This is a genomic window from Bacillus sp. JJ1773, from assembly GCF_036962035.1.
In the GTDB taxonomy this organism is placed as follows: domain Bacteria; phylum Bacillota; class Bacilli; order Bacillales; family Cytobacillaceae; genus Cytobacillus.
Genome location: NZ_JBALNX010000039.1, coordinates 53,182 through 75,555 on the forward strand (window position 1 = coordinate 53,182; position 22,374 = coordinate 75,555).

Below are 22,374 nucleotides of genomic sequence, written 5' to 3' on the forward strand. Positions count from 1 at the left end.
TAATAAGACACATTTTTGGATTCGATAACCTTTTGTTGAAAAGACTATATATTTTATTTAATAATGTATTTACACAAGTTAACATTCCCATTTTTACATGAATCAATTTATAACGAAAAAAAAGCGGACACAAATTGTGACCGCCCTAAAAACAAAACAACACCCATTAATTGGATGTTGTTTTATTGAGAATTCCGAAAAAAATCCCATCAAACATATACTGATTTCTTTTTTCCTTAGAACGATACAAGGCTTTATCTGCACGATAAATTAGTGTCTGGCAATCCCTTCCGTTCTCTGGAAAAACAGCGATGCCTATGCTAGATGTTATATGAAGCTTTGAACCATTAATTTTGTAAGGTTCTTGAAAAACTGAAATCATATTCTCTGCAACATTGACAATCTCTATTGCCTCTTTGATGCCCTTCAGTAAAACAAGAAATTCATCTCCGCCCACACGACAAAGAACATCAAATTCTCGCACACAAGACTTTATTCTTTCAGCAAATTCTTGTAGTAATTGATCTCCAACGTCATGGCCATAGGTATCGTTAATTAATTTAAACTTATCAATGTCGATATACATAATAGCGATTTTTTCCTCAGCTATTTTTGCTGATTCAATGGATTCTGTCACTATTTCTGTGAAAATCCTTCTGTTTTTTAATCCAGTTAACGGGTCATGATAGGCTAGATATTCTAATTGTGATTCATATCTTTTCTTTTCGGTGACATCCCGAAACACAATTTGAATATCTGGCTGGTCCCTTCTTCCGATTGGTATTACCTTAACTTCTGCCCAAAACTCTTTACCATCTTGTCGTACAAAATGATCGACAATCGCCTTTGGACTGTTCCGAATATTGTTATTATAAACGTCATCAAATAATTTTTGGATTTTTTCTTTTCCTTCGCTTCTCACAAAATCCCAAATGGAATAGCCTAAAATATCTTCTAACCTGTTTACACCGAAAAATTCCATCCCCGATGAATTTACAAATCTTATTTTATTATTACATTGTTTTACGATTGCATCGGGTAAATATTCGACAAGCGTTCGATAACAATATTCACTTTCTTCAAGCTTTTTTTGTATTTCCATTTGCTCCGTAAAATTTTTATACATCCCAATTGCAAGAATCCTCTTATTATTAACAGACCAATAGGATGCTAAAATATCCAACATTGCACCATCTTTATCTCTTCTTTTCACAATCATATAAGGGAAGTTCTGACCATCTTTTAATTGGCTTATAAGTGCTTGGTGCTCCTCTTTTGTCATATTGGCTATGAACGGAGGAAACGGATTACCGTTTAGTTCCTCCGTATTCCAGCCAAGCATGTTTTGAAAGGCTGGATTGGCGTCAATTACTGATCCATCATAATTAAGAGCAAAAATAGCATCTGTTGAATTACTCCAAATAAGATCCAATATATTATTAGTCATTAAAGGTTGATATACCGAGTTCATCATGACCACCCAAATTCTAATGCATAGGTTGATTTATATTATTAATTGCAATCTTCTTACTTCCCAAAACCATGAACTGCCATTATAAAGTTAGATACCATTTGCCAGCTGCTCTAACTTCCTCAGCTGTCAATTGATGGCCTCTATTTTCCCAATGAAGTTCAACTTTTGCATTTGCCTTTTCTAATAGTGATTGAAGTTCTTGAGATTCGGCTGGTGAACAAATTGGATCATTTGTTCCAGCTGCAATAAACACAGATTTTCCGGATAAATCAGGAAGCTCCACTCCTCTTCTAGGTACCATAGGGTGATGAAGAATGGCAGCCTTCAAAGCATGTTGATAGTGAAATAATAAACTCGCAGCAATATTCGCTCCATTTGAGTAGCCAATGGCAATAATATTGTCTCGGTCAAAACCATATTTTTCTGCTGCTTCATCGAGAAACTCATTTAATTCTTTTGTGCGGAAAATGAGATCTTCTTCATCAAAAACCCCTTCAGCTAATCTTCTGAAAAATCGAGGCATTCCATTTTCTAAAACATTCCCTCTCACACTTAATACAGAGGCTTCATCATCAATCATTTCGGCAAGGGGCAGTAGATCTAATTCATTTCCTCCCGTCCCATGAAGCATTAAAAAAGTTGGTTTATTCGGATCTTTTCCTTTATTAAATATATGTTTCATTCGTTATCCTCCTACTATTTAGGTCTTTCAATTTCAAAAATTTCCCCGATTTTCGCATAATGATTTCCCGCCAAACGGCTTACAGCAGCCAACCCTTTTGAATCGATTCTTCCATTTTCATAAATATCATTTTCTATATGAAACTGAACCACTTTTCCGATGATAAAATCACAGCCAGGCAAATCTTTATCTCCCAATTCCAAGGAGTGCTCGAGTATACATTCCATTCGAATTTTTGCTTGCTTAACACCTGGAACAGAAATTTTCACACTGTCGATTTGTGTAAATTCTGCTAACTCCACTTCACTTTCATAAGGAGGCAGACTGGCAGCCGTTTTATTTACCTTTCCTACATTTTGTTCATCGACAATATGGACGACAAATTCCTTTTTCTCAAGAATGTTTTTGGCAGTATCCTTCTGTCTCCCTGCGGAACGTTGTATCGATAAAGAAATCATTGGGGGATTCGAAGATACAATATTAAAATAACTAAAAGGGGCACCATTTAATATGCCCTCTTCAGACAAAGTTGTAACAAAAGCAATGGGCCTTGGAATAATGCTTCCAATTAGAAATTTATAATTTTCTCTTTCCGTATTTGTATTAGGATCAATGGAAAGCATAGGAATCATTCCTTCACGAAATTAATTTAATTCTCTCACCTTAATCGGTATCAAACTGCGTTCAAGCTGTTCTCTATATTGTTCATACTGTGCAGGCAACATTAACTGCTCTCCCATTGTATCTTGTGATTCATCATGGGCGAAACCTGGAGGATCTGTTGCAATTTCAAATAAGATTTCTCCGTATTCTCTAAAATAAATAGCATTAAAATAATTTCTATCCTGAACTGGAGTGACACCATAACCATTTGCTGCCACATACTTCTGCCATTCTAATTGATCATTGTCATCATTCGCTCTCCATGCGATGTGATGAACGGTTCCAACACCCATTTGGCCCCTTCCAGTAGGAGTTGCCTTCACGTCAATAATATTTCCAATATCAGCTAATGAACGGAAGCGGATAAAGTCTCCTTCTTTCCCGATAAGCTCAAGTCCCATTACTTTCTCTAACAGTTCTGCAGTTTTGTCTGGCTGAGCGGATAATAATATGGCACCTCCGAAGCCTTTGATTGCTACTTCTGGAGTTACCCCTCCAAAGGTCCAAGTATTGACTTCCCCTTCTTCCCGCTCCACAATTTCCAAGCGAAGCCCATGTGGATCATCGAATTCCAGATATTGCTCACCAAACCGTTCTGATTTAGTGAAAGAAATATTAAACTTCTCTAATCTCTCTTCCCAGAAACTCATAGCCCCTTTAGGAACAACATAAGAAGTAACGCCTACTTGACCATCGCCAATCCTTCCTTGATAAGCATTAGCCCATGGAAAAAAAGTAATAATTGTACCCGGCTTCCCGCCTTCATCGCCAAAATATAGATGGTAAGTGCCCGGATCATCAAAGTTAACCGTTTGTTTCACTAAACGCAAGCCCAAAACTCCTGCATAGAAATCTACATTCTCTTGGGGATGCCCTACGATTGCAGTAATATGGTGAATACCCATTGTTTTTTTATTCATTTATTTTCACTCCTATTTTATAAAACTATTTAGGCTAAAATTTAGTATCTCAATATCGAGATATATTATCAAAAAAAATCTTAGTTTATACTCTATTCCTTACCTTTTTCAAAAGATGCACTAATGTCTCTGCCTCTTCAGAATTTAGTGAATCAAAAAAACCATCAACTAACTCTTGATATTTAGGCATGATTTCCTTCATCAATTCATTTCCCTCATCAGTTAATAACACATGTATCGCTCGGCGATCGTCTGGACAGGCCGTTCTGCTCAGTAAACCTTTTTGTTCTAACTTGTCTAAACAATAGGTCATTGAGCTGCTTGAGATTAGAATGCGCTTTCCAATTTGCTGAATGGTTTGTTTCCCTTTTTGGTATAGTACCTCTAAAACGGAAAATTCCGTTATACTTAATTTATTTTGTGCCATTTCTTCTTTTATTTGATCATGAATTTCTTTGGATGTTTGCATTAATATCAGAAAGGGCAAATTCGTGCATGTTCTCTCCATTATTTTACCCCCAATAATCTCAATTTTATTTATCTTGAATTCAAGATAATAGTAATACTTATAAAGCTATTTGTCAATAACTCAATAATAAATATGATAAGAGATGCCCTAGTAGCCTTTATCAATATTTCGCCGCCCTAGATGACTGTAAAAACTCTTTATGTCTCCAAAGATGGACCTTTTACAATTAATTCATACAGCTTAAACCAGTAATTAACAATTATTCGATAAAGTTTATATAGAGGATGATAGTTTGTTATCCCATCCTATTGTTCTTCAAATAAATATTTTTGAGAGGAGAATTTCAAATGAAGGTTGTTTTAATAGGGGATTTACATTATCCAGCAATCGATGAAACAGTTCCAGGTTTATTTGAAGCACGAGCTAACTTTTATGAAGGGTTTATTGACAATTTTTTAGAGGTTGACGCAGATTTACATGTATCACTAGGGGACTTAACGAATTTTGGCCATTATTCTGAACTTCTAGGAATCTATACTCTTTTAAAAAGAAAAGAGAAGAACTTTATCCACGTTTTAGGGAATCACGATTTATATGCACAGCCAAGAGAAAATGTGCTGAAAATTACAGATCAAGCCCGCTATCATTCCTTCTCAACAGACGAAGCTGTATTTGCATTCTTAGACACTGCAAAGGAAATGGATTTTGAAGATTGGGGAGGCTGGATTGACGAAGAGCAATTGCAGTGGTTTGAAAATGTCGTAAAAGAATCTGGATCTAAACCACTTCTTGTCTTTGCCCATCACCCTGTATATGATACGACTAAACGCTCTGATTCAGACAAAGGTTCCATACATCCTAGTATTGATATGTGGAGGATATTAGATCAAAAGGACGGAATTGGTGTTTATTTTAACGGACATACACATGTTGATTCCATTGTCCGCCAGAAAAACTGGACCTTTGTCCAAACATCTGCATGCCTAGATCAACAAGCATTCCGTCATATAGAAATTACTTCTGAAGAGATTACTGTTCAAGCGATTGATGTAGAAAATGAGTCACTTATCGAAAGTGCTGCCGTTATTTATAATAATATTAACCACTTTACACATAATCCGATTGCAAGAGGTAAAGACGAGGACCGTGAATGCCGTATCCCGCTCATACCTGTTGGAAGCAAAAGCTAATTTACCTTTAAAAAACCGCTTATCCATACCAAAAAGGCGATCACCCTCTCATAGGTGAATCGCCCTTTTTATTTTCTTCTTTCTTCTCATGTAAAAAATAACTATACTTAATGATCCTAATGAACATACGAGGCATAAGAGAAAGTACGGGGGATAATAGACAAGCTTAACCTCATTTATTCCTTCCTGCAGCTTAATACCAGTAAACGCATAATTCGCCTTTAATAATTCCTGTTTTTCACCATTAACCTTAACACTCCAGCCTTTTTCAAAAGGAACAGGAAGCATGGCGAATCTATCATTCTCTTCATTATTAACCGTAAATGAAAGAGAATTTCCAGACCAGCTTACGATAGGAGCTGGCTTCTCTGCATACTTATCCTTTACCGCTTCGAGTACATTATAATTTTCTTCATAAATCTTGAATTCATTGAATTCATAGGAACCTTTAGGAACTCTAATTTCAATGCGCTCTTTTGCTTCTATCCTGACAGTTACCTTATTCACATTTGTCCTGTAAATAGAATCCACTACTTTCCTAGTGGTCATATATTCATTTACCTTAAGCGTGAATTCCTCTTTATTTATATTCCCTTTTACATTTCCCTTATCTTTTAGATAAAAAGAAACATAGAGATCCTTAACAGACGGATCCAATTGATCAAGAACTAGATCCACCCCGCCCTCTTTGCTAGTCACCTTTAACAAACCAGTCTCATATTCGGCATCAACTGCTACAATCTGTGCATGATTCATATTGTCCTTGCTTGCTGGAATCGAAGCAGGAAAATCATCGCTCTTTCCCTTTAAAATAATTCCTGTTAACATCGCCCGCTCTTTTTCAACTGGAGACTTCCCTAGCAAAGCCTCTTCAGAATAAACGTTGCTTGTTGTTCTTACAAATGGAAGCAAATTCTTATTTTTGTAGGCAACATATTTTCCCACAGAGGCAAACTCCGAAAATCCATATGGTATTGCTTCGTCTCCCCGTTTTGCAACATAATACTTCCCCATTAACATACTATACAAATTTGCCCGATCTCCTAGAGAGGCATATCTGCTGACACTCTCGCGGCCCATATCAATTTCCAAATCCTTTAAATAAAACAACAGCAAGTTTTTATTTAAAATGCTGGAGTACACACTAAATCCTTTAAAATCTTGAACAATCGGTGTATTATTTCTTGTTTCAATCATCCAGTCAACCCGAGCAAGCGGATCCTCCTCTACCTTCTGAATAAAACGGATTAATTCCTCCTGGTGCTTCCCATTATATAGATCACTTTGCATAAATTCCCGTGATACTCTATACTCTGTACCTGTCTTCGTCAGCTTCTCCTCTTGAAAAAAATTCGCAATCGACACACATGAGACGACAATGATGATGATTAATCCCTTCCACACATGATGACTTTTGGTAAATGCAAAAACATAGACAACGAACACGATGAAACCAGCCGATATCGCCATATTGGCCGACTTTAGAGAGGTAAACTCCATTGTAGGATCGTAAAAATAAAAAAGAGCATACAGCATCAACAGCATTGCGCTCGATAGAATCAGCTGCCACTTCTTTATTTTCCCTAACTGCTCCAGTGCAGATGCTGTAATTCCTCCTGCTGCTAACGATAAAAAGTATTCCCATCGATATTGCGGCGCCGAAAAACCATTGAAGACACTGCCTATAAAAGGACTATAATGCATAAAAATCAGCACAATGATTATTGATGCATAAAAACGAAAAAGACGATGACGATAAAATGAAAACAAAAAAAGACTAAGCACTACAAAGGCTGGTAAATAAACAATTCGGCCATTTAATAAAAGATTATCGACAAAATCAAACATGGGCACAGGATCTTCAAATGGCGGACGGTAATTGTTTAGATAACCATAAACGGCTGGTACAAATGAACCTGCACTAATACCGAACCCTGAAAGACCGCTTATAAGATAAAGCTTTATTTGAGTCAATTTACTTGTTTCCTTATCACTAAGCCGAATCAACCATCGAAAAAGGATATAAATTCCCGCTAATAAAAAATTAACATAGGAAAAATAAAAATTATCAAACAAACTAATGGAAACAGCGAGTATAAACCAGCCAGCTTTTCCTTCCCTAATGATTTTCTCTACACCAATAAGGAGCAGTGGCAGCCACATCATTGCATCTGCGAAAAACTCCCAGTAAGTAACATGACGAAAGTAAATAATGCTTGTTCCGTACACAGCTGCACCAGTAAAAGCCGGCACTTTAGAAAACTGCAAATACCGGAAATAGAGTGTCGTTAACATCATAATAATCATCGAGCGTATCACGCTTATGATAAGAATCAAGTCTGCCCAATAATATAGATCAGGCTCATCAATTACTTGAGCGCTCTCCAGAAAAAAAGTGACAAATGCTGTCACTATAAAAACAATCGACATTGAAAAATAGTAACCTAGCTGGGTATATGTACTGCCTCCCAATCCAAAATCAGGCGAATAAAAAAATTCCCCGCTTTTATATTGATCGTACAGCAGCTGTTTTAATGGAAGCATTTGAGATAGACCATCATTCATTCCTGTCATATAACGGCCATCAAGCCATTCCGTAATAAAGAATAAATGGCTCAACCATGCTACTGTAAAACTTAATAAAAAGAGAATTAATAGATCTTTCCTTTTTTTCAAACGTTGGATCAGACGGTCAAGTAAAGATCGATTTTTAGGAAGGGGCTGAGGTAATTCATGTTTAGAATGTATCATGATGTCTTCAATATTCTCCCTGTAAGAATAAAGGTCATTGGTGTCGTAATAAAGACGGCTGCAATTGGAGCAAGACTGCTGTTGATATGGAAAAGGTCAATAAAAATGAACAATAAAACGGCTGTTGCAATGGTATTAAAAGCTTGAGTGAATGGAAAACGAAGAAACCTTGACCACGTCGGCTTTACCTTATACGTATAGAACGTATTTAAAAAAAAGGAGCCTATTAAACTAAATAAAAACCCTATAATATGAGAGAGAAAATAATGAAACTCTAATATATGCAGACAAGCCATATATAGAACGTAATAGTGAAGAGTATTCACGCCCCCAACAACGACAAACCTCAAAAACTCTTTTTTATTGAATAGCATGCTTTTCTCTCTTCTCTGCGGCCGTTTCAATATTTGTTTTTCCTACTATATAATGCGGGCGTTTTTTTGTTTCATAATAGATGCGGCCGATATACTCCCCAATAATTCCTAGGCAGACAAGCTGAATTCCTCCTAAAAAGAGAACAGCTGAGATCGTTGTAAAATATCCGGGTACCGCGATGCCATTTTGCAATATTTGGACAAAAGTAATGATAATATAAAGCAGGGACAATATTAAAACAAATGCCCCTAAATAGAAGCATGCACGTAATGGTTTGTGGTTAAAGGAGACGACTCCATCTATTCCGTAGTTTAAAAGTTTAGCAAAGGACCACTTTGTCTCTCCTTTTTCTCTTGCCACATTTTCATAGGGAATGACTTTTTTCTCAAGACCAATCCACGAATATAAGCCTTTAGAAAAACGATTTCCTTCACTAAGCTTTAAAAGCGCATCTACTGCTTTACGGCTAAGAAGTCGAAAATCTCCCTCCCCGTCAGACAACTCCACATCAACAGCCTTATTAATAAATCTGTAAAATGCAGAGGAAATGAATGATCTAACAAGTGAATCACCCTTTCGATTCCGTTTGGCAATCACTTGATCATACCCTTCCTCGTATCCCTTTAAAAGCTTAGAAATCATCGAGGCAGGATGCTGTAAATCAGCATCCATCATAATAACTGCATCTCCTTGTGAATGGCGGAGGCCCGCTAAAAGGGCAGCCTCTTTTCCAAAATTACGTGAGAAAGATACGTATTTAACCGCTGGATGACAAAAGGCCAATTCTTGAATAGCCTCTACTGTTCCATCCTTGCTGCCATCATCTACAAACACTACTTCATATTCATAATGCTGAAACAGCATTTCAGACTCGATTGCCTTGAGAACGTATTGAACATTTTCTGCCTCATTATATGAAGGTATAATAAAAGAGATTGTTAGGCTCCCCATGATTTCACCCTTCCGAAAATTATTTAACTCCTGTATAAACAAAAGCTCGGATAATTTGACGCTGAGCAAAAAAGAAAACAATTAAGATCGGAATAACTAAAATCATATTTCCAGCCATAAGGACGTTCCAGGCAATTCCTCCATCAACCTCTCTTAATTTCGAAATTCCGAGTGGAAGTGTTCGGGCCACATCACTTGTTGTCATAACAAGTGGCCAAAAGTAATCATTCCAATGACTAATAAAACTAAATAAAGCAAAAGTAATCAACACTGGCTTTGCAATTGGGATCATGATTTTCAAAATGATTTTCCATTCCGGCGCTTCATCCAGTCTGGCCGCTTCCAAAAGCTCCTCTGGGACTTGCATAAACGATTGACGAAGCATGAAAATGCCAAACGCACTCGAAGCAAATGGTAAAATAAGCGACCAAAGCGTATCAAGTATACCCCATGAGCTCATCTGCAAATAAACTGGCAGGAATATGAGCTGGCCTGGAATCATTAAGGTTATCATAGTAAGGGCAAAGAAAAATGTGCTTCCCGCAAAACGATATCGGGCAAATGCATAGGCGGCAGGAATAATCGTTAAAAATTGCAAAATCAATATCCCGACTGACACCACTAAGCTATTTAAAAAGTATTTTAAAAATGGCCCTGAATTCCAAGCCTTTGTGAAGTTTTCCCAAATAAACTGTTCTGGGATCCACTTAGGCGGAAAGGTTAGCGTTTCTCCTATAGTTTTAAAGGATGTTGATATCATCCACACAAAAGGGAAAGCAAACACACATACAATGAGAATTAATCCAATTCCGTTTAAAAGCTTTCCTAAATAGGATGTCTTCATGTGAATCCTCCATTTTTAGCGATAATGAACGCGCTTTCCAAGCAGCTTAAAGTATAAAATTGTCAGTAAACCGACAATGATGAGCAATAGCACACCTGCCGCGGATGAATATCCAATTTTAAAATACCGAAAACCATATTCATAAATATAGTACACAAATGTATTCGTTGAATTGATTGGCCCGCCTTGAGTCATAATGGATATGGTCTCAAACACCTGAAAAGAGCCAATCAGGCTAATGATTGTTAAGAAAAATAAGGTTGGTGACAGCATGGGCAATGTGATTTTCCAAAAAGTACTCAACTTGCTCGATCCATCTAATTGAGCCGCTTCATACATATCCCGAGGAATACTTTGCAAGCCGGCAATGAAAATTAGTGTATTAAAGCCAATCCCTTTCCAAACAGCCACAATCACTAGCGAAAAAAGGGATGTACTCGGATCTGTCAGCCAAGAGACATTCGATAGGCCAAATAAATTTAAAACCCAATTTAGTAAGCCATAATCTGTATCCATCAGCCACATCCAAAGCATGGAAACCGAAACAAGTGAGATAATATGCGGGCTAAATATAGCCCCTTGAACGAAGCTATAAACAGTGCCATTGCGATTAAGCCAAAGAGCTAAAATGAGCGAGATGATGATTGTGAGTGAGACGGTTAATGCCGTGTATATAAATGTGTTTTGCATAACTTCAATAAATTCCCGCTCAGCAAAGAGTGTCGTGAAGTTTTGCAGCCCAACAAATTGTTTATCCGGGCTCACGAAGTTCCATTCATGCATACTTAAATAAATCATGTAGCCAATTGGATAGATAAAAAATAAACAAAATATCACAATGGCCGGAGAAATCATGGCATATGGCCGCAGTCTGTTCCAAGCCACGTTATCTCCCTCCCTTTATAAGAACAGGTTCAATGCGCTTAATTGTGACTGAACGGTTTCGTTCACCATGAGTATTAAAGAAATACAGTTTTTCATGTGGAATTTGAAGCTTGACATGCCTTAAACGGTCGACAGGATCAATAAAGCTTTTACAATTGATTATTCCAGCATTTGTTTTTACAGTATAAATTGTTTCAGATCCTAGTGTTTCTCTTGTTAAAATCTCACCAAGTAAAATAATTGAATGGGGATCTGCTTTTTCCGCTGCAGATAATTGAATATGCTCAGGTCTGAATCCAACATATTTCACATCACCATTTAGTGCAGGCAAATAGTCCATCATTTTTTCAAACTCCACAATATTCATCGCTGGAGTACCGATAAAATTAGCTGTAAAAGTATTATTCGGATCATGATAAACATTCATCGGACTATCCTTCTGCTGAATTTCCCCTTTGTTTAAAATAACGATTTCATCTCCCATTGACATGGCTTCGACCTGATCATGTGTCACATAAATAAAGGTTGTACCTAAACGTTTATGCAGCTGAATTAATTCTGTTCTCATCTGTCCGCGCAGCTTTGCATCGAGATTGGAAAGCGGCTCATCCAGAATAAAAACCTTTGGCTTTTTAACCATCGCTCGTGCGAGAGCGACACGCTGTCTTTGTCCGCCGGATAGCTGTTGGGGTTTTTTATTTAGATAGTCCGTCAAGCCAACAATTTCAGAGATTTCTTTAATCAGTTCATCACGCTCATGCTTAGGCACCTTCTTATTAATTAAACCGAATTCAATGTTCCCTCGTACCGTCATGGTTGGATATAGTGCATAATTTTGAAATACCATCGCAATGTTACGTTTGCCTGGTGGTGTATCATTAACAAGCTGATCGCCAATCCATATCTCGCCTGATGATTGTTTTTCAAGGCCTGCAATCATGCGAAGAGTCGTTGATTTTCCGCATCCGGAAGGACCGACCAAGACGGTAAAAGAACCATCACGTATCGTTAAGTTTAGATCACTTATTACTTCTTCATCTTTAAATGTTTTGGATACATTTCTCAGAATTATCTCAGCCATGCGCCACTTCTCCTTCTAAAAGAATCAAAATCTATTGACTAATGTATGAACGTGATCTTGTCGCTCAAGCTATCTTCTTTCGATTTATCTGACGAATGGCTGCATAATTGATGAAGAATCACTGTCAATTCTTCTATCGTTTGGACTTTAACATCCCATTCAGTCGAATCGGCATGAGAATATCCTGAAATCAGACAGGTTTTCCCACCAAGATTTTTCACGGGATACAAATCATTAAATGGGTTGTCCCCAACCGACAATATTTCATAAGGCTCATAACCCTCTGCAAGCATTTGTTCCATCTTCAGCTGCATTCCATTAGGCTTTTTGGCGTCAAAAATATATTCATCAAAATGGTGCTCAATCTCTAAATACTTTACAAATTCGGATCCGGAAGGCTCAGGTGTATTTGTCATAAAAACTTTATTCTCCACATTTAATTCAGAAATAGCATCAAATAAAGCTTTATGACGATAAATTTTGTTTGGCTCACAGAGCATTTCTTTGCGCACTAGATCAAAAACCATCATTTTTTTTGATATATCTACGTTATACTTCTGAGCGTATAGTCCAGCAATTCCCCATGGATCCCCTATATAGAAAAGATGCTTATTCTCCGCCATACCATCTTCATACTCTTCTCCGTCCCAGGAAAAACATGCGGTTGGGTTAAGGTTTTCATGAGCGTACACCTTTTGATTTTCGCGGTTATAATAGTAACCAATACGTATAGGATGGCTGCCTTCTAATATCGAATAGGCTTCTTTAATGACTTGTTCTAAATCACTTTTTTGTAATTGCTCTTTAAGCATATGCTGAATATAACGGCCTAAAAATGTGTAATCCTGATATAATGTTCCATCTAAATCAAAAATCACAGCTTTAACTTTTTTTATCCAGTCCATCATTCGCGTTCCCCCTTGAAAGTAGGGAAGAAAAGCAGATTCCTCAAACTTTTCTTCCAAAACAATCTATAAATCTGCCATTTTTATTTTTGAAGCAATTGGTTCGATTTTTCAGCTGCTGCATCAAGTGCATCTTTAGGTGATAGATCTTTTTCTAATAAAGTTCTTGTAATTTCATTCGTAAGAATCGTGGCTATTTCTGGGTAGGCTTCAGCCATTGGACGAGGATGTCCATATTGCAATTGATCAACTGCTACTTTAAATTGCGGTGTTTCCTTATATAAAGCTTGCATTTCTTCTGACTCTACTGCGGACAAACGGCTTGGCAGATACCCAGTATATTTACTTGCATAAATCGTTTGCTCTTTCGCTGTCATAAATTTAATGAATTCCCATGCAGCATCTTGCTTTTCTTTGTCCAATCCAGCTGTCATAACAAGATTAGCTCCGCCTGTAGGCACAGCATTTTTTTTATGTGACGGCATAAATGCTGTGTTTAATTCAAATCCCTTCTCTTTAGCAACAGATAGATTATACGAAAGGTCGGCTGTCGAAGAAAAAATCATTGCTGAACGGCTGTTTGCAAAGTCTTGCTTGGCTACTTCGGCTGCTGTTTCACCACCCGGAACCTTAATGATTCCTTCCCCGGCAAGCCTTTTCCAAAATTCCAGTGCTTCAACACCAGCTTCTTCATCAAATGTTACTTTTGACTCGTCATCTGCCACCATTTGACCTTCAGCAGATCCAACAAAAGCTTCATACATCCAAATGTTTACTGGCATTGTCATTCCGACTGTTTTGCCTTCCACTGTAAGAACTCTTAAATAGTTTTCAAATTCTGCCCAATCTTTTGGACCCGATGGATCAAGACCAGCCTCTTTTAGCATCGTTGTATTCATATAAAGAATTGGAGTACTACGCAAGTATGGGAGACCATAAAGCTTGTCATCTACATACGAATTCCCCATTAATCCAGGATTAAAATCATCCATATTAATATCATCACGTTCGATAAATGGCGTTAAATCTTGTGTCATTCCTGATTTCGCAAATACACCAATTGAAGAAATTTCGTTCAATGTTACTTCAGGAGCATTTTTGGCAGCTAATGCTGCTTGTGTTTTTGCATGAAGGTCGATATACGTTCCTTGGTATTCTGCTGTTACATGGATTTTGTCTTGGGATTCATTGAACATTTTTGCTAGATTTTCATTGTTTTCCCCAATTTTATCTCCCCAGGCATACCAATATGTAATTTCAATTTTTTCTCCGCTTTTTTCGTCCGTCTTACTATCGCTGTCCCCTGTCGTTCCCGCTACTTTATTCGATTGACAGGCTGTTAGGAAAATCATTAATAGAGTTAGCATGAAAACAAATATTTTTTTCAATTGTTATTCCTCCATTTATTTATTCATTTTATTTAAAAGCTATAGGCCGTTAATCCAAGCTTAATTTTTTATCCGTTAAGACCTTTTCATCACCTCCGAAAAAACAAATAGACCTCAAATAAAACGGGATGATCCGTTAGTATTTGAGGTCTCTCTCATTAGAACCAATGCCTTCTATTTACTTTTCAATTATTATTGTAAAGATTAATTGTTATAGAAGTTTTATAATTATGTAAATAAACTTTAAAGTTCGAATTAACAAATAATTTTATATAGGTAGCTAGCTCTACTATCGCTGCTTTAGAGATCCTCTTTCCAAATATCCGTGTTAGAGGTAGTTATCGCAATTGCCCCGCAGTCAAGCACCTCCATTGCATGTGCTTTTTCTGAAAGCAACCCGCCAGTAATCAGCGGTATTTTCACTTGCTTACTTAAGTCCCTAATCACATGCGGAAGTCTTGATGGCATGATCTCAATTATATCAGGAGCGTTTTGATCTAATGAATGCAATACATGATCATATACTTCCGTATCGATCATAAACACTCGCTGTATGGCCATAAGCTTTCTCTTTTTCGCTTTTGCAACCATATTAGGTTTGGTTGTTACAATGCCTAAAGGCTGTACATAATTTGCAATAAAATCAAGTCCTTCATCATTCATGCTCAAACCGCCTATTTTCTCAATATGAACAAAAACAGGTAAGCCTTCTTTTTTGAAAAGATCAACGTATCCTTTTATTGACATGATATTTCCAGTAAGCAAAAAAACAGCACTGATTCGATCCTTCTGTTTAATAACTTTTTCAATCCCTTTAGGGCTCTTCACTGCAGCGATTTTTTTATAATGATATAGCCGTATAAAAAATTCTTTCTCCTCATTGTTCCGGTGCAATTGAATCACTCCTCATCGGATTTCCTTTTCTTAAGTATAAAAAACGAGTGTTAATTCAATGTAAATTCATCCTAAAGATAGTAAACGAAGAGAATAATAAAGGGATAATCGCTGATAGTGGTAACGGACAGCACCCGTATTATTTGCCGATTTCTCCCTTGCATTTATATATTGTAATTAAGAGATCATAAAGAATAAAACCTTTACCCAGTTGTTAGGTAAAGGCCCTTTATGATTAGCATCTATATTTCTCATCGCATACGCACTTTATTTCCTGCTAAATTCAATATTAGTTACTAGATTCCTCTGCATCCTCATCACCGCTTGCCGGCTCATCTGAATTTAAATCACTATTTGCAGGATCTTCCTCTGGAGTTATTTCACTTTCTGCCGGTTCTTCAGGAGTCATTTCATCCGCTGGCTCTTCCTCAGGAATCATATCACTATTCGCTGGTTCTTCTTCAGGAGACATTTCAATATTTGCAGGTTCACCTTCAGGGTTCATCTCATGGCCATTGCTGCAAGCAGCAAAAAGCATGAGGGCAAGTAATGAAACCGATAGTTTCCAAAGCGTTTTAAATACCATTTCTATTCCTCCTTCATAAGTTTCGAATCGTCTTTTCAAATCATGACAGAGAGCATTTTCAACTCCTTCCCTTTAAAACTAAAACCATTATATACAGGCCTTTTTGAAATAATTGTCGATTCCGTCAATAGTAACCTGTCCTTAAACTGATTGTTAATCTATTTACATTTAGTAAATTACTTCATTTTCAGATAAAGAAAAACATATTTCTAACAAAAATGTAATATGTATCAAAATCGGTCAATCCAGATGCTTTCCTACATGATACAAACAAAAAAGTGCCAGTCGATAGTCAAAATGATTGACTACCGACTGGCACCCTCGTACCAAAAGATTATCTACCTAAAGGTGTACAGAATTATGAAAATTTGTTTTTATCAAGAGATTTGGAATATCCTTAGCTTTGATATCTCTTAATTAAATCAACAAACGCATCTGCAAAGGATTGTAAAAATTTAATTGTACCTTCATCTTTAACTTTTCCATTTTCATCTAATAAAGCTGCAACATTCCCAATATATGCTTCAGGTTGTTGAACTAGTGGCATATTTAGGAAAACAAGAGATTGGCGTAAATGGTGATTTGCGCCAAATGCACTTAAATTACCAGGAGATTGGCTGATAATTGCAGCCGGTTTACCATTCCATACGCTTGCTCCATATGGACGAGAACCTACGTCAAGGGCATTCTTTAAAACAGCTGGTACAGAACGGTTATATTCTGGCGTTATAAATAAAACGGCATCAATTTCCTTCATTTTATTACGGAATGAAGTATACTCCGCTGGAACGTTGTTTTCATCATCGAAATCCTGATTATATAAAGCTAAATTTCCAATCTCTATGATCTCAGCTTCATATCCTGCAGGCAATAAAGATGCAACATTTGCTGCAAGCTTTTTTGAAAAAGATTCTTTTCTAAGACTTCCTAGTAAGATACCGATTTTTGTCATTTTTCATGTTCCTCTCTTTTTGTTATTTCTATACTGGATAGACTGTTTTATGGTCTGCAGTAATAATTATTTGATTCTTGTTATACTCAATATTTGCATCTGAAGAATAGTACCAAGTCTTTTGGTTTTGCTCTACATCAAATAGGTTTAATTCCTCTTTAAATTTGAGAATCTCGCCTGCCTCTTCTTCGGAAATGGGAATATAAATACTCCACTTATCACCTGTAAGCTGTATTGTATAGTTATCTGTTTGATAAAATAGGCGGCTTCCGATCGAATGACGAATCAATAGCATATTACTCACCACCTAAATCAATCAATAAAAAGAAGGTTTCTTTAGTTGATTTTAAAACAAGTTCGGTTTGTTCGGTTATTCGTGCGCTATCTCTTTTCCCAACAATCACATCATTGTTTAAAAGAAGTTCTCCTTCAATAACAAACACAAACATTTTTCTATCTTGTTCTTGTTGATGGATAATCTCTTTTCCAGCCTCTAATTTGGATAAGTATAAGGTAACATCACTATGAATTTTCGCCGCTCCATTAATAGTTTTTGAAGAAACGATAGGTAACAGCTGATTTTTCATAGCATCAACATTGTATTCAATATCTTCATAGGATGGTGGTAATTGTTTTTGATTAGGCTTAAACCATAGCTGTAAAAAGCTAGATTCTTCTTCCAGAGAAGCATTCATTTCGGAATGAAGGACACCTGTTCCAGCAGTCATACGCTGAACATTTCCAAATTGTAGGATCCCCGTATTCCCTAGACTATCCTCATGTTTAAGCTGGCCCTTCAAAACAATGGATACAATCTCTGCTTCTCTGTGCGGATGAATGCCAAATCCCTTTCCAGCTTGTACCGTATCGTCATTAAAAACACGAAGTGGGCCAAATTGGATATTGGATTCATCATAGTATTCACCAAATGAAAAACTCAAGTTGCTCTCTAACCAATCATTTTTTACGGAATAACGGGATGTTGCCGGAAATGTTTGAATCATTTATCTCACCTCAAATATCTCATATTAAAGATAAAATATATACTACATTTGCCACAATTCGGAAATTTTATATAACATTAACTTGTAAGGTATGTCTGTTCTTCACGATATTTTTCTACTGATTCCTCAATATTAAACATCTTACTGATTACATTTAGCTCCTGGTCTGAATCAGAGGACTCCGCTAATTCTTTAATATAGGATAAAGGCTCTTTCAACATTTGGTTCGCAATACTATTCATGTGCTTTTCAAATACCTTTTTGTCGTGCTCGGATAGATTTGGGATTTTCCTATTCAAACTTGCTATTGTTTCTTTTTTGATCATTGAGACCTTATCAGTAAGTGCAGAGATAATAGGTACTACATCTAATAAATTCACCCAATTTATAAATTCATCCATTTCTCCTTCTATTAGAGACATGATTTTCTTTGCTGCCTTCTTCCGTTCCAATAGATTAGTACTCATGATGTCATGGAGATCATCAATATTGTAAAGAGTAACATTCTTTATCTCATCGATATCAGGATTAATACTTCGAGGAACTGATAAGTCTAAAAATAATTGAGGCCTACTTGTGTGAATCATATTTTGGGTAATGATAAAGCTCTCTGTAGACGCTGCACTAATTATGATATCTGTTCCAATCACTTTTTTAGGCAGCTCTTCTATTGGAATTGGTTCAGCTCCATATTGTTTTGCCAATACCTGAGCCCTCTCAAAAGTTCTATTCATTACTGATACCTTATTTTTCCCATTACTTTTAATATTTTTCAAGAGCAATTCCGCTATTTCACCAGCACCGATAATAAGAATAGAAAGGTCGTGAAATCCTGTAAAGAACTTTTTTGCTACTTCCACCGCTGCATAACCTACTGAAACAGCCCTATTGCCTATCTCTGTTTCTGTGTGAGCCCGTTTTCCTAGGGTGACTGCTTTTTTAAAAGTATGATTAAAGACAGTCCCAGTTGTCTTTTCCTGTTGAGCAAGCAAAAAACTCGAACGAACCTGTCCTAAGATTTGGGTTTCGCCTAAGACCTTCGAAGTTAAACCACATGTAACTTCATATAGATGTTTAATGGCAAGCTCGTGTATATAGAAAAACAAATAAGGTAAAATTTCTTTTTTTTCGATTTGAAACCATTCAGAAAGGAAATCTTCAAGTTGAGTCTTACCCATCTCAAGCTCATCAACCACTGCATAAATTTCAGTTCGATTACAAGTGGACAAAATAACATTTTCAATAATTCCATTTTTCCTTTGCAGTGCTTTCATTGCTTTACCGAGTTGAGAAGAATGAAAAGAAAATTTCTCCCTAATTTGCACGGGTGCTGTTTTATGGCTGAGACCGACAGCAACTATATACATGTGAACATACTCCTTTTAGGATTACATTAATCTGTTCAACAATTTCACATTGAACTTTTATTTTTAACATATCTCAAAATAAACTATCTCGAATTAAGGATAATTTATTACAAAATTGTTTATATGTCAAGATATTACTTCTTCGCCTATTATTTTGTACAATCATGTGAAGTTTTTTATTCTTGATTCTAACTAGGTTAAATCAGGCAATATCCTAACCGTAAGAACGTTGACTAGTGTGGCACCGCACCTAATGTTATTTCTATCTGAGCTTAGCGGACATCAGTTCCTTTATTTATGTCAAAATGAGTTAATTCCAAATGTTTGTAGACTTTGATTCCGCTATTTTGTAAAAATATAGCTATTTCCTATGTTTTTTCGCAAATAACTTACTCAGTGTCCGGTAAGCCACTAGATAATAGTCATTTAATAAAAATAGCGGATTTAATGTCCTCCTCAACTAGTAAAACTATAAGTCATCTAATGAAATAACTTCACCGCTTCCAGCATTTACTCCATGCTGACAATCAATTTTTCCGCATAATACATATTGTTTTTGCTCAAAGTCGTATACATAATAAGGTTTGAGCTCAAACAATTCCTTGATTTTTTCAAATGCTTCATCTTTCGTGATCGTTACTTTATCAGGTGTTTGAAATTGATCATAAATCTCCAACATTGGTTTGTTATCCATATAATTTACTGCTTGAAGGCTCCTGGCATCAATCATTATCATCAGTTTTCTTTGAAAGACACGATTATCCTGGTGGTTAGCCCTCAATATTGCATGAATATATCCTTTGTCACGATGTAGAGTTTTAAGCATCCATCTCCCAGTATCTTTCGGATATTCCTGTCTTAATAACTCTTCGACAGCCATCACACATTTCTCTTGTTCTACCTTTGTGATCGGGAATGAAAAAGGACTTGGCTCGCATGCAAATGCTTGTTCAGCCGTGACATCTTCAATCCAACTAATCTCTTTTCTTATAAATGGTTCATTGATTGGTTTATTCCAAGAAATAGTTTTATCTATTTTCAAAAACGACCTTACATCCGCTATTATTTCAAATGGAATCGTAGACGTTCCATCATTCGTAACATAAATCTCTTCAACTGCATAAACAGGTGATATTTTCTTTTGTTCAAATGAAGGAAATTCAATCAATTTCAACTGTTCCTTTGCTATATTCTCCACCTTTTCAAGTGAAAGGGCATAAGCTTCTTCTTTAACCATTTCTTTAGAAGGAAATTGGCCATGAACAGAGAACGAGGTAAGTTTCCCTTCCAAATTAAATTTAACATCAATAATTCCAGAAGGAGACACTGATGCACCTTCAAAGCATTCTTTAAATTGAAGTTCTCCTTCGTCCTCTTTATGTAATTGAAATTGCTTCCCATATGTTAATCCCGTTTCTCGCTCAATCCATTTTATTATTGTATTTGTATCCAGGTTGGCAAACTTAATCCCACCCTTTGCAAATGTCTTACCCATTACGAAAATAGCACTCTCAAACTTACGAGTATTCACATTTATCTCAATAACTGCTGTGCCTTCAGGGTTTGAATCATCATCCTCTTGTATAGTTACATCATTAGGAAACCATTCCATACAAAGTATATAAACCGTTTCATTGAAGATGTTGACGTTTCGTGAAAGGCTATGGCGTTGTAAGTAGTAATGATCTAAACCAAACTTTATCTTTGTGAAATCAATTAACTCTTGTATTCTTTTATCCACTTACATATCCCCTCTGTTCATTTAATTCCTGAATAATATTAGAAAGTAGTAATAGGAACGTCACTTCCCCGATTAGTCTTTCTGATTTATAACATCCTATTTCACTTGCTTAACAAGGTTATTTTTCTAAAATCAGATAATTAGAACAGTGCCTGTGGATTGCGCTTTTTTAATGAATATCACGCTTTATGAAGCTGCCACCCTGCACTTCTGATACATCGTATATCGCTACAAAGGATTTTGGGTCAATTTCATTTATGATTTCTTTCATTTTGCTTTCCTCCAAACGGTTAATGATACAAGTGATTTCCTTGAATTGCTCATTTGAATAACTGCCAAGTGTCAGCGTATACGTTGCTCCACGGCCCAATCTCTCACGTATGGTTTTAACCATTAATTCAGGTTCAGTAGTGATAATTTTAAAGGTTTTCGAGCCACTTAAACCTTCCTCAACAATGTGAATGACTTTAGATGCTATAAAGTAGGCAATCGCTGATAATATGGCTCCTTGCAGACCAAATATGGTTGATACGACAATAAAAACAAACATATTTAAAAATAGAATTAGATCACTTGTCCCAAAAGGTAACTTTCGAGAAAGCAATACGGCTAACATATCAATTCCATCTAATGCCCCGCCATTACGTAAGGCTAATCCCATTCCAAAACCGATGATAATCCCACCAACAACGGTTATTAATAATGTGTCCCCTTGAATTATGGTTGTTACATGATGCATAAGGCTGGTGCTAACTGCTAGTGAAGCTATACCGAGAACCGAAAAAGCAGCAAAACTTTTACCAATTTGTTTATATCCTAAATATACGAAGGGAATATTTAATAATGCAATTAGAAGTCCTAGGGGTAATCCAATCAATTGTGAGCCAACGATACTCAGTCCTGTCACACCACCGTCTGATACTTGGTTTGGGATTAATACCGCCTCTAGCCCATATGCAGTTATAAATCCCCCAATAACAACCAATAGTGCCCGTACAACCATCATCAGTTTATTGCGTTTTTGTTTTATCACTGTACTCATTCATTTTCCTACTTTCAACTTTTCAATTATTTATGTAATTATTTTTAACACAATTTTACTTTTTAGCACAAATAAAACAACTTGCCGAAACTAAAGACAAGACAACGTTGATTATCATTTTTTTATTATTCAAAACCCTCTGCTTGTTAAAAGATTGTCCAAGAAAATAATGTTCCTGTGAATACGATGTAATGAAAAATGAAAAGGTGG

Annotated in this window: 22 protein-coding genes; 1 reads left to right on the plus strand and 21 read right to left on the minus strand. The window is 36.4% G+C overall.

What is annotated here, in order from left to right; genetic code table 11:
- Window positions 1-166 precede the first annotated feature (166 nt).
- The 5 genes from V7127_RS10495 to V7127_RS10515 all read right to left on the minus strand — a co-directional run bounded on the left by V7127_RS10495 (window position 167) and on the right by V7127_RS10515 (window position 4,247).
- Window positions 167-1,447, minus strand: a complete 1,281-nt coding sequence (locus V7127_RS10495) for a sensor domain-containing diguanylate cyclase (RefSeq protein WP_335485643.1) — start codon at window positions 1,445-1,447, stop codon at window positions 167-169.
- A gap of 106 nt (window positions 1,448-1,553) precedes the next feature.
- Entirely contained in the window at window positions 1,554-2,156 is a 603-nt protein-coding gene (locus V7127_RS10500) for an alpha/beta hydrolase (RefSeq protein WP_335344971.1), read from the minus strand.
- Between the two features lie 14 nt (window positions 2,157-2,170).
- On the minus strand, window positions 2,171-2,779 hold the full coding sequence (locus tag V7127_RS10505) for a flavin reductase family protein (protein WP_335485781.1): 609 nt from the start codon (window positions 2,777-2,779) through the stop codon (window positions 2,171-2,173).
- Window positions 2,780-2,800: 21 nt separating this feature from the next.
- Complete coding sequence (locus tag V7127_RS10510) at window positions 2,801-3,739, minus strand: ring-cleaving dioxygenase (protein WP_335485646.1); 939 nt, start codon at window positions 3,737-3,739, stop codon at window positions 2,801-2,803.
- Between the two features lie 85 nt (window positions 3,740-3,824).
- Window positions 3,825-4,247, minus strand: coding sequence for a MarR family winged helix-turn-helix transcriptional regulator (locus V7127_RS10515; RefSeq protein WP_335485649.1), 423 nt, complete (start codon window positions 4,245-4,247; stop codon window positions 3,825-3,827).
- A gap of 308 nt (window positions 4,248-4,555) precedes the next feature.
- On the opposite strand from V7127_RS10515, the gene V7127_RS10520 reads away from it, so the two are divergent.
- The gene (locus V7127_RS10520) at window positions 4,556-5,398 is read left to right on the plus strand and encodes a metallophosphoesterase family protein (protein ID WP_335485652.1); all 843 of its coding nucleotides are present in this window, start codon (window positions 4,556-4,558) and stop codon (window positions 5,396-5,398) included.
- 48 nt (window positions 5,399-5,446) lie between these two features.
- On the opposite strand, the gene V7127_RS10525 is transcribed toward V7127_RS10520, so the two are convergent.
- The 16 genes from V7127_RS10525 to V7127_RS10600 all read right to left on the minus strand — a co-directional run bounded on the left by V7127_RS10525 (window position 5,447) and on the right by V7127_RS10600 (window position 22,164).
- On the minus strand, window positions 5,447-8,149 hold the full coding sequence (locus V7127_RS10525; RefSeq protein WP_335485656.1) for a YfhO family protein: 2,703 nt from the start codon (window positions 8,147-8,149) through the stop codon (window positions 5,447-5,449).
- Window positions 8,146-8,523, minus strand: coding sequence for a GtrA family protein (locus V7127_RS10530; protein WP_335485659.1), 378 nt, complete (start codon window positions 8,521-8,523; stop codon window positions 8,146-8,148). Before V7127_RS10530 ends, V7127_RS10525 begins: the two co-directional genes overlap by 4 nt.
- Window positions 8,510-9,475 (minus strand): glycosyltransferase family 2 protein, encoded by a 966-nt coding sequence (locus V7127_RS10535; protein WP_335485662.1) that lies wholly within the window; start codon window positions 9,473-9,475, stop codon window positions 8,510-8,512. Before V7127_RS10535 ends, V7127_RS10530 begins: the two co-directional genes overlap by 14 nt.
- 19 nt (window positions 9,476-9,494) lie before the next feature.
- Window positions 9,495-10,319, minus strand: a complete 825-nt coding sequence (locus tag V7127_RS10540; RefSeq protein WP_335485665.1) for a carbohydrate ABC transporter permease — start codon at window positions 10,317-10,319, stop codon at window positions 9,495-9,497.
- A gap of 15 nt (window positions 10,320-10,334) precedes the next feature.
- Entirely contained in the window at window positions 10,335-11,204 is an 870-nt protein-coding gene (locus V7127_RS10545; RefSeq protein WP_335485668.1) for a carbohydrate ABC transporter permease, read from the minus strand.
- Window position 11,205: 1 nt separating this feature from the next.
- On the minus strand, window positions 11,206-12,285 hold the full coding sequence (locus V7127_RS10550; RefSeq protein ID WP_335485671.1) for an ABC transporter ATP-binding protein: 1,080 nt from the start codon (window positions 12,283-12,285) through the stop codon (window positions 11,206-11,208).
- A 38-nt stretch (window positions 12,286-12,323) separates the two neighbouring features.
- Complete coding sequence (locus V7127_RS10555) at window positions 12,324-13,193, minus strand: HAD family hydrolase (protein ID WP_335485674.1); 870 nt, start codon at window positions 13,191-13,193, stop codon at window positions 12,324-12,326.
- Window positions 13,194-13,273: 80 nt separating this feature from the next.
- Window positions 13,274-14,578, minus strand: coding sequence for an ABC transporter substrate-binding protein (locus V7127_RS10560; RefSeq protein ID WP_335485677.1), 1,305 nt, complete (start codon window positions 14,576-14,578; stop codon window positions 13,274-13,276).
- A 300-nt stretch (window positions 14,579-14,878) separates the two neighbouring features.
- Window positions 14,879-15,472, minus strand: coding sequence for a glycerol-3-phosphate responsive antiterminator (locus tag V7127_RS10565; RefSeq protein WP_335485680.1), 594 nt, complete (start codon window positions 15,470-15,472; stop codon window positions 14,879-14,881).
- Window positions 15,473-15,761: 289 nt separating this feature from the next.
- On the minus strand, window positions 15,762-16,058 hold the full coding sequence (locus V7127_RS10570; protein ID WP_335485683.1) for a hypothetical protein: 297 nt from the start codon (window positions 16,056-16,058) through the stop codon (window positions 15,762-15,764).
- A gap of 397 nt (window positions 16,059-16,455) precedes the next feature.
- The gene (locus V7127_RS10575; protein WP_335485687.1) at window positions 16,456-17,010 is read right to left on the minus strand and encodes an NADPH-dependent FMN reductase; all 555 of its coding nucleotides are present in this window, start codon (window positions 17,008-17,010) and stop codon (window positions 16,456-16,458) included.
- A 28-nt stretch (window positions 17,011-17,038) separates the two neighbouring features.
- Window positions 17,039-17,305, minus strand: coding sequence for a hypothetical protein (locus V7127_RS10580; protein ID WP_335485690.1), 267 nt, complete (start codon window positions 17,303-17,305; stop codon window positions 17,039-17,041).
- A gap of 1 nt (window position 17,306) precedes the next feature.
- Window positions 17,307-18,014: a pirin family protein gene (locus V7127_RS10585; protein WP_335485694.1), complete on the minus strand. Its 708-nt coding sequence runs from the start codon at window positions 18,012-18,014 to the stop codon at window positions 17,307-17,309.
- A 77-nt stretch (window positions 18,015-18,091) separates the two neighbouring features.
- A complete protein-coding gene (hemA, locus tag V7127_RS10590; RefSeq protein WP_335485698.1) occupies window positions 18,092-19,381 on the minus strand; it encodes a glutamyl-tRNA reductase in 1,290 nt (429 codons plus the stop codon).
- 469 nt (window positions 19,382-19,850) lie between these two features.
- Window positions 19,851-21,122 (minus strand): hypothetical protein, encoded by a 1,272-nt coding sequence (locus V7127_RS10595; RefSeq protein ID WP_335485701.1) that lies wholly within the window; start codon window positions 21,120-21,122, stop codon window positions 19,851-19,853.
- A gap of 169 nt (window positions 21,123-21,291) precedes the next feature.
- On the minus strand, window positions 21,292-22,164 hold the full coding sequence (locus V7127_RS10600; RefSeq protein WP_335346683.1) for a YitT family protein: 873 nt from the start codon (window positions 22,162-22,164) through the stop codon (window positions 21,292-21,294).
- Window positions 22,165-22,374: the final 210 nt, after the last annotated feature.